Annotated in this window: 14 protein-coding genes; 3 read left to right on the forward strand and 11 right to left on the reverse strand. The window is 60.7% G+C overall.

The genetic code is table 11. The annotated features are described in order from the left end of the window. Positions 1 to 36: 36 nt before the first annotated feature. The 6 genes from atpE to rsmG form a co-directional block, all read right to left on the reverse strand. Complete coding sequence (atpE, locus tag WOB96_RS07570) at positions 37 to 300, reverse strand: F0F1 ATP synthase subunit C (protein ID WP_341370677.1); 264 nt, start codon at positions 298 to 300, stop codon at positions 37 to 39. Between the two features lie 35 nt (positions 301 to 335). Continuing rightward, positions 336 to 1,106, reverse strand: a complete 771-nt coding sequence (atpB, locus tag WOB96_RS07575) for a F0F1 ATP synthase subunit A (RefSeq protein WP_341370678.1) — start codon at positions 1,104 to 1,106, stop codon at positions 336 to 338. 19 nt (positions 1,107 to 1,125) lie between these two features. Beyond that, positions 1,126 to 1,503, reverse strand: coding sequence for an ATP synthase subunit I (locus tag WOB96_RS07580; protein ID WP_341370679.1), 378 nt, complete (start codon positions 1,501 to 1,503; stop codon positions 1,126 to 1,128). Positions 1,504 to 1,607: 104 nt separating this feature from the next. After that, positions 1,608 to 2,453, reverse strand: coding sequence for a ParB/RepB/Spo0J family partition protein (locus tag WOB96_RS07585; RefSeq protein WP_341370680.1), 846 nt, complete (start codon positions 2,451 to 2,453; stop codon positions 1,608 to 1,610). Continuing rightward, positions 2,453 to 3,217 (reverse strand): ParA family protein, encoded by a 765-nt coding sequence (locus tag WOB96_RS07590; protein ID WP_479725479.1) that lies wholly within the window; start codon positions 3,215 to 3,217, stop codon positions 2,453 to 2,455. The genes WOB96_RS07585 and WOB96_RS07590 overlap by 1 nt, the downstream gene beginning before the upstream one ends. A gap of 79 nt (positions 3,218 to 3,296) precedes the next feature. After that, positions 3,297 to 3,962, reverse strand: a complete 666-nt coding sequence (rsmG, locus tag WOB96_RS07595) for a 16S rRNA (guanine(527)-N(7))-methyltransferase RsmG (protein WP_341370681.1) — start codon at positions 3,960 to 3,962, stop codon at positions 3,297 to 3,299. 96 nt (positions 3,963 to 4,058) lie between these two features. Between rsmG and WOB96_RS07600 the strand changes: the two genes are divergently transcribed. Further along, positions 4,059 to 4,370, forward strand: coding sequence for a glycine zipper domain-containing protein (locus WOB96_RS07600; RefSeq protein ID WP_341370682.1), 312 nt, complete (start codon positions 4,059 to 4,061; stop codon positions 4,368 to 4,370). A 44-nt stretch (positions 4,371 to 4,414) separates the two neighbouring features. Here WOB96_RS07600 and mnmG read toward each other — a convergent pair whose 3' ends face one another. Further along, positions 4,415 to 6,280 carry a tRNA uridine-5-carboxymethylaminomethyl(34) synthesis enzyme MnmG gene (gene mnmG, locus WOB96_RS07605; protein WP_341370683.1) on the reverse strand — a complete coding sequence of 622 codons (1,866 nt, stop codon included), beginning with the start codon at positions 6,278 to 6,280 and terminating at the stop codon, positions 4,415 to 4,417. 281 nt (positions 6,281 to 6,561) lie between these two features. On the opposite strand from mnmG, the gene WOB96_RS07610 reads away from it, so the two are divergent. Next, the gene (locus WOB96_RS07610; protein WP_341370684.1) at positions 6,562 to 7,596 is read left to right on the forward strand and encodes a molybdate ABC transporter substrate-binding protein; all 1,035 of its coding nucleotides are present in this window, start codon (positions 6,562 to 6,564) and stop codon (positions 7,594 to 7,596) included. Between the two features lie 130 nt (positions 7,597 to 7,726). Beyond that, complete coding sequence (locus tag WOB96_RS07615) at positions 7,727 to 10,015, forward strand: putative bifunctional diguanylate cyclase/phosphodiesterase (RefSeq protein ID WP_341370685.1); 2,289 nt, start codon at positions 7,727 to 7,729, stop codon at positions 10,013 to 10,015. Positions 10,016 to 10,393: 378 nt separating this feature from the next. On the opposite strand, the gene WOB96_RS07620 is transcribed toward WOB96_RS07615, so the two are convergent. From WOB96_RS07620 to yidD, 4 genes are all read right to left on the reverse strand, one after another. Next, a complete protein-coding gene (locus WOB96_RS07620) occupies positions 10,394 to 11,026 on the reverse strand; it encodes an outer membrane protein (RefSeq protein ID WP_341370686.1) in 633 nt (210 codons plus the stop codon). Between the two features lie 111 nt (positions 11,027 to 11,137). Further along, the gene (gene mnmE, locus WOB96_RS07625; protein ID WP_341370687.1) at positions 11,138 to 12,484 is read right to left on the reverse strand and encodes a tRNA uridine-5-carboxymethylaminomethyl(34) synthesis GTPase MnmE; all 1,347 of its coding nucleotides are present in this window, start codon (positions 12,482 to 12,484) and stop codon (positions 11,138 to 11,140) included. Between the two features lie 43 nt (positions 12,485 to 12,527). After that, entirely contained in the window at positions 12,528 to 14,123 is a 1,596-nt protein-coding gene (gene yidC, locus WOB96_RS07630; protein WP_341370688.1) for a membrane protein insertase YidC, read from the reverse strand. Positions 14,124 to 14,149: 26 nt separating this feature from the next. Beyond that, a complete protein-coding gene (yidD, locus tag WOB96_RS07635; protein WP_341370689.1) occupies positions 14,150 to 14,359 on the reverse strand; it encodes a membrane protein insertion efficiency factor YidD in 210 nt (69 codons plus the stop codon). Between the last annotated feature and the right edge of the window lie 22 nt (positions 14,360 to 14,381).

Genomic DNA, 14,381 nt, shown 5'->3' on the forward strand with positions numbered 1-14,381 from the left:
CCCGGATAGCCGGGGCCGGCTAGCTGCCCAGGGTTCTTAGCGGATGGCGGCCAGGAAGGGGTTACCGAACACGAACCACATGGCCATGGCCAGCACGATGAAGGGGAAGGATTCCATCAGACCGGCGAAAATGAAGGTGTTGGTCATCAACTGCGCGCGCATTTCCGGCTGACGGGTGATGCCTTCGATGGTCTTGGCGGAGATCAGACCCCAGCCCAGGGCGGAACCGAGACCGGCAGCAGCGAGGATCAGACCTACAGCGATGGCAGTGGCGGCGACAATATAAACTTCGGGATTCATGCTTTGCTCCTTGAGTTACATGATTGAAAAGAAAATCAGTGGTGTTCTTCTTCAGTGCTGGCCATGGCGAGATATACCACGGTCAGAACCATGAAGACGAAAGCCTGCAGGGTGATCACCAGCAGCTCGAAGCCCGACCACACCACACCCGGCACAAAGTTGATGTATACCGGCAAGAGTGCGATCAGCAGGAAGACCAGTTCACCGGCAAACATGTTGCCGAAAAGTCGCAGCCCAAGGCTCAGGGGCTTTGCGATCTCTTCGATGATCTTCATGATGATGTTGAAGGGCATGAGGTACTTGCCGAAGGGATGGTACAGGAATTCCTTGAAGAAACCTGCTCCCTTGACCTGAATATTGGTGTAGATGACCAGTCCGAAGATCGTCAGGGCAATACCCATGGTGGTATTGAGATCGGTCGTGGCGGTTGGACGGAAATGCGAGGTGCCAAGAAACCCTGCCAGGCCGGGAATGAGGTCTGCCGGAAAGACATCGAAGATGTTCATCAGGAAGACCCACATGAACACCGTCATGGCGAGCGGAGCGACCAGGTCGTTGCGGCCGGGAAAGCTGTCTTTTACGACGCCATCGACGAAATCGATGATGGTTTCGAGGAAATTCTGCAGGCCGCCGGGCACACCGGTTTCCAGACGCCGCCCCGCCAGGATGCCAAGAAACACCAGGATCGCCGCAGTAATCCAGCCCATGATGAGCGAATCGACATTGAGTGACATGAAACCATTGGTCCCATCCAGACTGACCGTCCAGTTCGTTATGTGATGGGATATGTATTCAGATGCGTTCATGCGACCTGTCTCCAAGCGATTATTGGTTCTGCACGGGGCTCTTTGCCCTCGCGGCGTGCACTAGAAAAATCAGATGCCCCAGGATCAGTCCGGTCAGAATGCCGGCTACCGGCAATCTCAACCAGCCGAAGGCGAGCGCCATGCTTGCCAGGGTAAAGACGAAACGCTGCACAGCCCCGCCAAGCAAGCGGGCCTGCACATTTCCCCCTTCCTGCTCAAGTCCCTGGACCCGGGTACCGAGCAAAAGGGTATTGATCATGACCACACCCCCTGCAAAGGCAACCGCCTTGGCCTGGGCAAGATCCCAGAACATGCCGTAGGCAAGCGCGACGATCCCGATCAGCAGCACCTCATAGGCCACCAGCCTGGCAAGATACTTATCCAGGGCACTGGTCATGAGAACGGTATGGTGGCAATGGGTCGGGCGCGATTGTGTCTGCGGCCTATTGTTCCCCAGGGGTGTGCAAACGCGGCGAGTATAAAGTTCGGTCCCGACAAAAGTCAAACCTCGATCTGCAGGCGTGCCAGCACGCCGTCCAGTTCATCCAGCGAGTGATATTCGATGCTGATGCGGCCCTTGCGCCCGCGCTGCGAAATGCGCACCCGCGCACCCAGTGCATTGGCCATGGCTTCCTCGAGCTTGCGCAGATTCGGGTCATGGCTGGCCGGCTGGCGTGGCGCATCTCCGCCCTGCAGCCGTTGCACCAGGCGCTCGGTATCGCGCACCGACATGCCGCGGCCCATCACCCGCTGGGCGACCTTGAGCTGCAGCGCTTCCGGCAGGGTCAGCAGGCTGCGTGCATGACCCATGCTGAGCTGGCCCGTTTCCAGGCCACCGCGAATGCTGGCGGGCAGGCGCAGCAGGCGCAGCATGTTGGTCACGCTGGCGCGCGAGCGGCCCACCTGCTCGGCGAGATGCTGGTGCGTAAGCCCGAACTCGGTCTGCAGGCGGTTCAGGGCCTGGGCCTCCTCGATGGGATTGAGATCCTCGCGCTGGATGTTCTCGATCAAGGCCAGGGCCATGGCCTGCTCGTCGGGGATGCTGCGCACCAGCGCCGGAATGCGTTCCAGACCCGCGATCTGGGCGGCCCGCCAGCGTCGCTCGCCGGCCACGATCTCAAAACGGTCCGGCCCGACCGGCCGGGCAACCACCGGCTGCATGACGCCCTGGGCGCGGATCGAGGCGGCCAGATCCTGCAGGGCGGCAGGGTCCATCTGGGTGCGCGGCTGGTATTTGCCGGGGCTGAGCAGATCCAGCGGAATATGTCGCAGCTCTTCCCGGGCACCGGCAGCCGCGCTGTCGCCCAACAGGGCATCGAGACCGCGACCCAATCCAGACTTTTTCATCAACCTTCCTCCCGGCGCAGAAACTCCCGGGTCAGGCCAAGGTATGCCTGAGTGCCGGCGCACTGGCGATCATATTCCATCACCGCGCGGCCATGACTGGGCGCCTCCGCGAGCCGGACATTGCGTGGCACCACGGTCTGGTAGAGCTTGTCCGGAAAGTGTCTTTCCAGTTCGGCGGCGACTTCGTTGGCGAGCCGGTTGCGCGGATCGAACATGGTCCGCAGCAGGCCTCCGAGCGCCAGATCCGGGTTGAACTGGCTGCGCACCCGGCGGATGGTGGCCAGAAGCTGGGTCAGACCTTCCAGGGCATAGTATTCGCACTGCATCGGGATCATGACCGAGTGGGCAGCGACCAGGGCGTTCACGGTTAGCATGTTGAGCGCCGGCGGACAGTCGATGAGCGCATAGTCAAAGGCTTGCGCCTGGGTGGCCAGCGCCTCACGCAGGCGCTGGTCGCGGCCGGTCTGGTCCACCAGCTCCACCTCGGCGCCGGATAGCTCGGCGTTGGCAGGCGCGAGCTGCAGCCCGGCCGGGGATACCGGATGCAGGACCCCCGAGAGCGGAATCTGATCGACCAGGACCTGATAGATGGTATGGGTCAGGGCGTTCTTGTTGACGCCCAGCCCCATGGTGGCATTGCCCTGGGGATCGAGATCAACGAGCAATACCCGCTTCCCGGCCAGCGCAAGGCCCGCAGCCAGATTGACGGCACTGGTCGTTTTGCCGACCCCGCCCTTCTGGTTGGCTATGGCAATGATCCGCATGATTTTCCTTCGCCCGGCAAGCTTCGATTCTGGTCCGGCCCAAAATGGCATCAAGCATAGCCGATTCGCTGCTGCCGGGCTAGGGGGATGATCTGTCCCAGGATTGCCGCCAGCACAGCAGGGATCGCTGCTCCCCGGCGCCGGGAATCGTGAGCGATATCAACTGTGGCGCGGACTGGTTGGGGTGCTGCGCTTGCCAGGCTGCCAGCTCGGTTTCCGCGGCCGGTCCCTTCATGGCCAGCACCGTGGTGCCGGGCAGGAGCAGGTGATCGATGGCTTTCATGAAGTCCGCAAAGTTGGCAAAGGCACGAGACAGGATGCAGTCCACTGGTTCGACCGGCTGATAGGCTTCGACGCGCGCCTGCACCAGGGTGACATTCTCCAGCTTCAGTTCGAGCAGCACCTGCTGCAGGAAGACCATGCGTTTACCCAAACTATCGAGCAGGATGAAGTGTCGCCCAGGCTCGGCAATGGCCAAGGGGATGCCGGGCAGGCCCGCGCCGGTGCCGACATCCAGAATGCGCTGGCCACAGAGATATGGCCGCACTCCGAGGCTGTCGAGCAGATGGCGTTCGACCATGGCCCGTGGCTCGCGCACGGCGGTGAGATTATAGGCGCGGTTCCAGCGCGCGAGCAGCCCGATGTAAGCAACCAGCTGCTGAACCTGCTGATCATTCAGGTCCTGCTGGCCCAGGGCCTTCAGGCCTGCGCGCAGCTCCTGCTCCAGAATGTCACCCCTCTCCATGCAGCTTCGCCTTCTCGTCAGTCAACGCCATCGGCCTAATTTCGTTATCTGTATCAAGAGTTTGGCCATCACTCAACACCGTTCAAGGAATCTGTCATGAAGATCTCTTCGTTTCGACTAAGCCTGCTTGCCGCCGTGTCGGCCCTCGCCCTGGGTGGCTGCGCCAGCACGGGCAATAACTGGCAAAACCCCACCATTGCTGGCAGTCACGCCTATGGCGAGGCGGCGGCGGGTGCCGCGATTGGCGCCGCCACTGGGGCCCTGATCGGCAATGCCACGGGTAATCAGGGCAATAGTGCCGCCATCACCGGTGCGGTCGTGGGTGGCGCGGGCGGTTACATCCACGGGCGCGAAAAGGATCAGCGCCAACAGTCTGGCTATCCCTATCAGTATCCGCTCAGCTATTGAACTCGGACCTTCCCGGACAAACCCGCCTTGACCGGCGGGTTTTTTCATGCGCTGCGCTTTTTCAGGTGCACCAGCAATAGGCTCACGGCCGCGGGTGTCACGCCACTGATGCGGCTGGCCTGGCCGAGCGTGTCGGGACGGAATTTCTCCAGCTTTTGGACGATTTCCGCCGAGAGCCCGGAGAGCTCACGAAAATCGAGATCCTGCGGCAGCGGCAGTTCCTCCCAGCGCCGGCTACGGGCAATCTCTTCCTGCTGGCGCTCGATGTAGCCCGCGTATTTGGCCTGGATCTCGACCTGCTCGGCGACCTTGGAGTCTTCGACGGGATCGGCAATGCCCGCCAGATGCAAGAGATCAATATAATTCACGCCGGGGCGGCGCAGCAGCTCCAGCAGGGAAAAATCCCGCGACAGCGGCTGGCCGAGCACGGCCTCGGCCTGCTCAGGCGAGACCTGGCCGGGATGCAGGCGGGTGGTGCGTAGCCGCGCCTGTTCCGCTTCGATCGCCGCACGCTTGGCCTCGAAGCGGCTGAAACGCGCGTCATCGACCAGACCCAGCTCGCGACCGATGGGCGTCAGGCGCAGGTCGGCATTGTCTTCGCGCAGCTGCAGGCGGTACTCGGCGCGGCTGGTGAACATGCGGTAGGGCTCGTCGGTACCCTTGCTGACCAGGTCGTCCACCAGCACGCCGAGATAGGCCTCGTCGCGGCGCGGATACCAGCCAGGCAACTCGCGGGCGCGGCGCGCGGCATTCAGCCCGGCCAGCAGACCCTGGGCGGCGGCCTCCTCATAGCCGGTGGTGCCGTTGATCTGGCCGGCGCAGAAAAGTCCCGGCAGGCGCTTGCTTTCGAGTGTCAGGTGCAGGTCGCGCGGGTCGAGATAATCATATTCGATGGCATAGCCCGGGCGCAGGATGCGGGCGTTTTCGAGCCCCTTCATGCTGCGCACCAGGTCCACCTGGACATCGAAGGGCAGACTGGTGGAGATGCCATTGGGATAGACCTCGAAGGTATCCAGGCCCTCGGGTTCGAGAAAGATCTGGTGCGCGGCCTTGTCGGCAAAGCGCACGATCTTGTCCTCAATGGACGGACAGTAGCGCGGCCCCACGCCCTCGATGTGGCCGCCGTACATGGCCGAGCGGTGCAGGTTCTCGGTGATGATTTCGTGCGTGCGGGCATTGGTGTAGCTGATGTGGCAGGGCACCTGCGGCACCGTCACGCGCTCGCTCAGAAAAGAAAACGGTGGTGGCGGCGTATCACCGGGCTGGGCTTCGAGCCCGCTGTAATCGATGCTGCGCCCATCGATGCGCGGCGGCGTGCCGGTCTTGAGGCGCCCGATCGGAAAAGCCATCTCGCGCAGGCGCCGGGCCAGGGCATTGCTGGGGGCATCGCCCATGCGTCCGCCGGACTGCTTGACGTCCCCGATGTGGATGATGCCACCGAGAAAGGTGCCGGTGGTCAGCACCACCTGGCGGGCATGGATCGGGATGCCGCTTTCCAGCATCACGCCGGCAAGCTGATCGCCCGCCATCAGCAGGTCACCCACGGCCCCCTGGAAGAGATCCAGCCCCTGTTCGGCCTCGACCAACTGGCGCACGGCGCGCTTGTAAAGCACCCGATCGGCCTGGGCGCGGGTGGCGCGTACCGCCGGTCCCTTGCTGGCATTGAGGATGCGAAACTGGATGCCGCCCTGGTCCGTGGCGCGCGCCATGATGCCGCCGAGCGCATCGATCTCTTTCACGAGATGGCCCTTGCCGATGCCACCGATGGCGGGATTGCAGGACATCTGACCGATGGTGTCGAGATTCTGGGTCAGGAGCAGCGTGCGCACCCCCAGGCGCGCCGCAGCCAGGGCCGCCTCCACGCCGGCATGTCCGCCGCCGACAACGATGACATCATAGATCGTGTTCATGCATTTCCCGTCCGGCTGCTAGAGCCCTCATCAACCGAAAAAATCATTTTACCTCAGAAACCAGGCATTTAGCCAAGGTCTTCGCCTCGTCAGGCCGCCAAGGCGGGACAGGATTGCATTTTGTAAGATGAAAGATTGCAGAATGCAAAAGTGCCGGATCAATGGCCAGAAAAAGCCTGAAAACTCCGCATTCTTCAAGTGGCACACTCGTTGCTATTGGTATGAAGGGGCGGTTCAGGCCTTGCCCAGGCATTCCACACAAGCTCATAAAAGGAGAAATCATGGTCAAAATCCCTTTCTCGCTGATTTCCCTGGGTCTGGCGGCCAGCCTGCTGCTTGGCTGCGCCAGCACCGAAAACGACAATAAATCCGCGAGCGATACACAGGGTGCAAATATGACCAGCCCGACCGCCTACGTCGCCGTCCCCAAAAACAAGGACAACGACCTACGCCTGTTTTACGCCGATGGCAAGCTGCTCAAGGGCAGCGCGGCGATGGATCGCATGCCGCAGGATGCGGATCTGACGCTATGGCTGGCGGGCAATCAGTTTTTCGCCATGGAAGACGTGGTGCGCAGCTTCCAGAAGCAGCATCCCGACATCAATGTCGGTGTCATCACCCTGCCACCGGGGTTGATTCTGAAGGCCATTCAGGCTGGCGGCTGGCGTTATCAGGGCAAGGATTATCCCGGCCAGCCGGATCTGTACGGCTCTGTCAACATTGGCCACCTCAAGGCGCTCAAAAAAGCAGGACTGATGGATCAATACATGATCTACATGCACAACGAATTGCAGATCATGGTGGCCAAGGGCAATCCCAAGCACATCCAGGGCATCGATGATCTGGCACGCCCGGATGTGCGCACCTCCATGCCCAACCCGCTCACCGAAGGCATCATGAAGTTCTATGCCAAACCGGTGCTGGAGCGTCACGGCATCTGGGACAGGATCTCCGGCGGCAAGGAATGCCAATCCTGCCAGACCACCCCGAATAACTGGTTCACGGCGGTGCATCATCGTGAAACGCCGGAGCGCATCCAGGATGATAGGGCGGATGCCGGTATCGTCTGGAAGACCGAAGTACTGGAAGCCGTGCGACATGGCGCCAGGGTGGAAGGTATTGCATTACCGCCTGCTGACAGCCTGGTCAATGAAGTGGCTTATGCGATAGGACCGCTGAAAACAGGGGCGCATCAGGACACCGCCATGCAATACCTGGCCTTCCTGGCCACAGCGGCGGCTCAGGATGCTTACGCCAAATACGGCTTTGTCCGCGCCAAGCCCGAGGAGTTGCGTCCGCAGTCGCTTGCCAGGTAAGCAGCCGGAGAAAACATACCGTTTTCTTATCAATAGCCTATTTATTTATCAATAGCCTATTTATACAGCGGATCGGCTCCTCCGGGGCTGATCCGCTGATTTGCATTCAAAGGTTTTCATCGGATAGGTCATGGCGTCAAAGAAGTTCTTGGGTAACCACCCGCTATCGCAAGCCTTTCGGCTGATGAGCGCGCTGTTATTGGTGGCGATGCTGGCTTACGGGATATATGCCTGGTTTCTGGCCAAGGAGCGCACGCTCGAACAGCTTTTGCATCTCAGTGACTTCACCGCCAAGTCCTCTGAGCAATTTTTCGATCATTATGCCGTGGCGCTGGAACTGCTGGGGCAGGATCTGCAGGAACATCAGGCTATGCGAAGCCCTGCCTATGCTCATGACTTGCTGACCCGCTTTCAACAGCTCAACCCAGACATTGCCACTGTGAACGTGGTCAGCACACAAGGCCAGATTCTCCTCAGTTCTCGCGTGCCGGCAGGCAAGCCTCTGCCCCGCTCTCGACAGCCAGCTTATTTCTGGGAAGACTTCCGTAAGGCGCAGCAGAAAAGTGACCTGCAGATCGTTCCGCCCATCAAGAGCGCAATATTGAAGCAGTGGGTCATGCCGCTACTGTACCCGGTACGCGATGCGCAAGGTCGACTGCAGCATTTCCTGGTAGTGACCATCCTGTTAAAAAACCAGCAGGCCATCTGGCGCCATCTGGAATTGCCCAGTGATACGGCGATCGGCCTCATACGTGATGATTATTATCTGCAAAGCCGCTGGCCGGATCTGGGTATACCAGAGGACATGTACCAGCATTCCAAAAAAGGGCCGCTCACGGCCGCTCTGGAGAAAACACCCAGGCAGGTGCGTGGTACCTATATTGGTCTGGCGGATATCAAGAGCACCTATCGCTTTGGCGCCTTTTCGCGCCTGCCGCATTATCCGATGGCGGCTTTCGTCTCAATGCCCGTAGGCAAGGTCTGGAAAGACTGGTTTCATCTCATCCGTCTGCCATTTCTCCTGTTCAGCCTGTTGATCATGGGTGATTTTTTTATTTACCGGCTCAGCCTGCGCCGCGAAACCGCACTTGAAATAGCCAGGCAGGAAGCCCAGAACGCCTTGCTGCGTCTGAGTCAGCAAGATGCCCTGACCAAGCTGCCGAATCGCAGCTATTTTCAGGATCAACTCCGCCAGGCCATGGCCAGAGCCGAGCGGCATGAACGCTTGCTTGCCGTGTTGTTTCTGGATCTGGATCGCTTCAAGGTCATCAATGACAGCCTCGGGCATGCTCATGGCGACCAGCTCATCCAGGCGGTTGCCCAGCGGCTGCAGGCCAGCATGCGGCAATCGGAAACTGTCGCGCGCATGGGTGGTGATGAATTCACTCTGTTGCTGGAGGATCTGACCACTGTGGAAGAAGCTACCTTCGCTGCCCAGCGCATTCTGGACTGCTTCCGAGAACCTTTCGCGGTGGATGGCCGCGAACTGTTTGTGAACACCAGTATCGGCATCGCCATTTACCCCTTCGATAGCGCAGACTGCCAGACCCTGCTCAAGAACGCCGATACCGCCATGTACCGGGCCAAGGAACTGGGCCGTAACAACCTGCAATTCTATGCAGCGGAAATGAATGCACGCGCGGATAATCGCCTGCAATTGGAAAACCGGCTGAGACGTGCGCTGGAGCGTGGCGAATACGTGCTGCACTACCAGCCCAAGCTTGATCTGCACAGTAATGCCATCTTTGGCGTGGAAGCGTTGCTGCGCTGGGAAAGCCCGGAACTTGGGCTGGTTTCACCCCTGGATTTCATACCAGTCCTGGAAGAGACCGGCTTGATCCTGCCTGTCGGTGAATGGGTGCTGAGCAGTGCCTGTCGACAGGCCGTCGCCTGGCAAAGAATGGGATTGCCATTGAGGGTTGCGGTGAATCTTTCCGCCCGCCAGTTTCAACAGGAAAACCTGGCCGGCCGAATCGGGGAAATCCTGCGCGCCAGCGGGCTCCCGGCGAAATTCCTGGCGCTGGAAATCACCGAAAGCATGGTCATGGCGAATCCGGGACAGGTGGTCGATACGCTCAAGCAGCTCAAGTCCATGGGCATTTCGCTCGCCATGGATGACTTTGGCACCGGTTATTCGTCGCTGGCTTATTTGAAGAACTTTCCCATTGACAGCCTCAAGATCGACCGTTCTTTTGTCAATGAGTTGCCAGATAATTCCAAGGATGCCGCCATTGCCAAGACAATCATTGCGCTGGCACACAACCTGAATCTGCAGGTGATCGCCGAGGGCGTGGAGCACAGGGCGCAGGCTGATTTTCTGCGTGCCCATGGCTGTGATGCCATCCAGGGCTATCTCGTCAGCCGGCCTGTGCCGGCGCAGCAGATCAGTGCACTGTTACAGAACAGTGATTTTGCATGAAAGCAATTTTCCTTGAAATACAAATTCGCATGTTCATGCACAGAGTGCATCATCTACTGGTGTGCTATTGTAAACTTTTCTGCAGCACTTGTTCTTTCGGGAGCAATATTGTTTTTGATCGCTTGAGCTCGGATATTGCCGAGCGGTGGGAAATGGAGCAAAGCTTGCCCTGCTCGCCAATTACGACAATGACAGTGCGGACCAAGGCATGTAACGGGCCAAGCAACAGGGTCGCAACGCGGTGGAGTTTTGTGCCGGTAGGCAAGATGGGCATCCGGAAGACCTGCAACTGATTCTGGCAGGGTTTTCCGATTAAGAATTCAGAAACTTCAGGAACCAGGGCATAAAAAACCCCGCCACGAGTGCGGGTTGGAGTGCTTAGAAGCGGTAGTTCAGGCCCAGCGTCAGGCTGATGTTGCTGATGTTATAATCCACGGCCGTGTTTTCGACCGTGAGCCGGTCGCTGTAGCGTATGTAACTGGCCTCGGTCTGCAAGCCCAGGTGCGGATTGAACAAGTATTCCACACCGAGAGCGGCATACAGGGCGCGTTCGCGCTCCGAGTCCCCCAGATCGGTGTTGCTGTCGCGCTCCTTGACATCCTTGATTTGTGCCCAGGCCATGCCGAGCTTGGCATAGGTCATGGTGTCGATGTTCTTGATGCCGACCAGGCCGGTCAGGCCGTAGGCATCGGCGCCAAATTCAGCGCGCCCACTGGCCAACGTGTTGCCACTGGCATCCGTAATGCTGTAATCGTGGTCATTCTTGCCGACCAGACTGCCAAAGCCCTGCACGCCCAGCACCGTGTTTCCGATGGCCCAGTTGTAGCCGGCCTGGACCGTGCCCTGGGGTGCGACGCTACGCTCCACCTCGGCGTTATACCCACTGGCATCGGCCTCGGCACCGATCCAGCTCCCACCGAGCTGGCCGCCGAGATAGGCCCCGGCAAAGGGCTCCGCCAATGCTGTGCTGCTCAGGCCGCAGAGCGCGGCCGCCATGATGATGTGTCGCATGCTATCCCCCCTTTTAAAGGACTTATGGAGGATAGTTACAAAGTATGTTTGGCGCAACGGCTTCATGCCCCCGAGGCAGATATTCACCTTAACCTGGCCATTCGGTCAGCATCATTTTCCGATGCAGAATCTCCCGAACACCTCGCCCAGCAGCTCGTCCGCGCTCACCTGTCCGGTAATCTCGCCCAGGGCCTCGCCCGCCTGGCGCAGATCCTCGGCCAGCAGTTCCAGGCCGCTGTGGGCCGCCAGCGCACCGGCGGCGGCTGTGAGGGCCTGCTGGCAGCGGCGCAGGGCATCGAGGTGGCGGGTGCGGGCGCTGAAGAGCCCCGCCGCTTCGCCGCCATAGCCGAGCAGGGCCTTGATGCGGATGCGAAGATCGTCGAAACCGCTACCATCGCGGGCGGAGATGCCGATGGCATCCGCAGGTAGCGCGAATCGTTCTGTCACAAGATCCAGCTTGTTGAAAACGGTCAGGATTGGGGCGCCGGAGGCAGCGAGTCGGTCGCGGATGGCGACATCCTCGGCGCCAAAGCCCGCCAGGGCGTCCACCACCAGCAGGCAAAGATCCGCCTCCTGAGCGGCCTGCCAGGCGCGCTCGATGCCGATGCGTTCCACCGCGTCTTGGGTATCGCGCAGCCCGGCGGTGTCGACGATGTGCAGGGGCAGGCCATCGATCTGGATCTGCTCGCGCAGGACATCGCGGGTGGTGCCCGGCACATCGGTGACGATGGCGGACTCCATGCCGGCCAGGGCATTCAGGAGACTCGACTTGCCGGCATTGGGCAGGCCCGCCAGTACCACGCGCGCGCCCTCGCGCAACAAGGCGCCTTGTCCACTTTGCGCCAGCAGATGCTGCACTTCAGTGGAGAGCGTTTGCAGGCGCTGGCCGACCTGGCCGCTTTCGAGCAGATCCAGCTCTTCATCGGGAAAATCAATGGCGGCCTCGATGAAGGCGCGCAGCTCCAGCAGTTGTTCATGCAGTTGATTGACCACCCTGGAAAACTCGCCTGCCAGGCTGCGGGTGGCGGCGCGCGCCTGGGCCTGGGTCTGGGCATCGATCAGATCGGCGATGGCCTCGGCCTGGGCCAGATCGAGCCGGTCGTTCAAGAAGGCGCGTTCGGAAAACTCGCCGGGCCGGGCCGCACGCGCACCCAGCGCATAGATGCGCGCCAGCAGCATTTCGAGAATCACCGGACCACCGTGGCCCTGCACTTCCACCACATCCTCGCCGGTGAAGCTTTTGGGGCCAGGAAAGTAGAGCAGCAGACCCGTATCGAGCGGTTCACCGCGGACATCCCGGAAATGGACGTAATGGGCGTAGCGCGAGCGGATCGTGGTACGGCCACTGAGCCGATGGGCAATGGGCAGGGCTTGTGGACCGGAGATGCGGATCACCCCCAGCCCACCCCGGCCGGGCGGGGTGGCGATGGCGGCAATGGTGTCAGCGTTGCGGAACATGGCCAGCTTGCGGTTGGTTTACCTTGAAAACGCCAAAGTGCGATCAGCCAGCCTTCTCCACCTGATGGGTGATGTACCACTGCTGGGCGATGGAAATGACGTTGTTGACCACCCAGTAGAGCACCAGGCCCGCCGGAAAGAAGGCAAAGAACACGGTAAAGATCACCGGCAGGAGATACAGCATCTTCTTCTGGATGGGGTCCATGGGTGCCGGATTCAGGCGCTGCTGCAGAATCATGCTCGCCCCCATGAGTACCGGCAGGACATAGAAAGGATCGCGGATGCTCAGATCCTGAATCCAGAGAAAGAAGGGCGCCTGGCGCAGTTCCACGCTTTCCAGCAGCACCCAGTAAAGGGCGAGGAAGACCGGGATCTGCACGATGATGGGCAGACAGCCCGCCAGCGGGTTGACCTTCTCGGTCTTGTACAGCTCCATCATGGCCTGACCAAGCTTCTGCTTGTCATCCTTGTAGCGCTCGCGCATCTTCTCCATCTTCGGCTGCAGCTTGCGCATGCCGGCCATGGAGCGATAGCTCGCGCCCGAGAGCGGGAAGAACAGCAGCTTGACGACGAGCGTCAGCAGGATGATGGCGATGCCCCAGTTGCCGGTCAGCTTGTGGAACCAGGACAGGAGCTGGAACAGGGGCTGGCCGATGATGGTCAGCCAGCCATAATCCACCGCGCGGTTCAGGCCGCGATCGAGAGATTCCAGCAGGTCCTGCTCCTTGGGGCCCATGAAGAGTTGTTCACTGACGCTGGCCCGCTGGCCGGGTGAGAGAATCGGCAGACTCTGCGCAATGCCGCTGACATAGAAGCCATCGCCGGTGGCGCGGGCATAGGCCTGGGCCGGCTGGTTCTGCGGCGGCAGGACCGCGGTCAGGAAATAGTGGTCCATGATGCCGGCCCAGCCCCCGTTGACCGGCGCGCCGATGCTGTTCTTGTCGAGATCCTTGAAGGCGTGTTTCTGGAATTCGTTATCGCGATAGACCACGGCGCCCGTAAACACCGGCATGAAGTAGGAGCCCTGACCGCTGCCATCGCGCAGAAACTGGTTGTACACCTGCCCCTGCCAGGGCTGGCCGCCCTGGTTGACGAATTCATAGCGACTGTCGATCAGATAGCTGCCGCGCCGCAGGGTCAGGATCCGGTGCACCAGAACGTTGCCGATCCGGCCTTGGAGGCGGATTTCGAGGGTGTTCTGGCCCGGCTGCAGCTGATAGCGCGTCGCGTCCGCCTCAAAAAGCAGCGGGGTGGCGGTCCCGCCCTGCGGGGTCACGCCACTTTGCTGGATCCAGCGCTGATTGCCCTGACCTCCGAGCAGTTGCAGGGGCTCGCTGGAACCGGCTGCCACGGTATAGCGCTTGAGCACCAATTGGCGGATATCGCCGCCAAGCCGATCGAGCGTCAGGCGGTAGAGGTCGGTCTCGACCTCGATCGTGCCACCGGATACTGGCGAAGCGTGGGACAGGCTTGGCACCGAGGGGGTCTGGGCGGCCGGAACCGGGCTGTGCGCCGGGGCGCTGGCGGTCGGGGCCATCGGTGTGGCGGGCTTTGGTTGCTGCTGGGCATTCCAGGACTGGAACAGCAGCAGCACGATGATCGACAGTGCTACGGCAAGCAGGGTTCTTTGCGGATCCATGGGTGACCTGTATCGGTGTTATTGTCTCAGGGAACGGGATCGACACCGCCCGGATGCCAGGGGTGACAACGGCCAATGCGCCGCAAGCCCAGCCAGCTCCCCTTCAGGGCGCCATGACGTTGCAGTGCGGTGATGGTGTAGTGTGAACAGCTGGGATAGAAACGGCAGCGCTGCCCGAGATAGGGGCTGAGCACGATCTGATAGACCCTGATCAGGAGGATGAGCAGTCGGTGCATGATTTGTCCCCAGCGAAAAACG

Origin of the sequence: Thermithiobacillus plumbiphilus, assembly GCF_038070005.1 — a bacterium.
Lineage (GTDB): Bacteria > Pseudomonadota > Gammaproteobacteria > Acidithiobacillales > Thermithiobacillaceae > JBBPCO01.